Raw genomic sequence first — 202 nt, 5'->3', positions numbered from 1 at the left:
TCGCTCCAAATTAGCCTTTTTAAGGCAAGACTCATTGACTTAAACAATGCATCCGGACGCGGGATGGAGCAGTTTGGTAGCTCGTCGGGCTCATAACCCGAAGGTCGTCGGTTCAAATCCGGCTCCCGCAACCACATTACAGTTAGGCGCTATCTGTTGCCCAAAGCAGTAAGAGCAGCGATTAACTAATGCGATACTAGCT

Annotated in this window: 1 tRNA gene; it reads left to right on the top strand. The window is 49.5% G+C overall.

The annotated features are described in order from the left end of the window. The first annotated feature begins 57 nt into the window (after positions 1–57). Positions 58–134 (top strand) — tRNA-Met (locus AB4384_RS23670). Positions 135–202 lie beyond the last annotated feature (68 nt).

The sequence above is a fragment of the Vibrio sp. 10N.261.51.A4 genome (genome assembly GCF_041471945.1).
Classification (GTDB): domain Bacteria; phylum Pseudomonadota; class Gammaproteobacteria; order Enterobacterales; family Vibrionaceae; genus Vibrio; species Vibrio crassostreae_C.
Note: the sequence above shows the minus strand (reverse complement) of the source record. Positions and strands in the feature narration are given on the sequence as shown.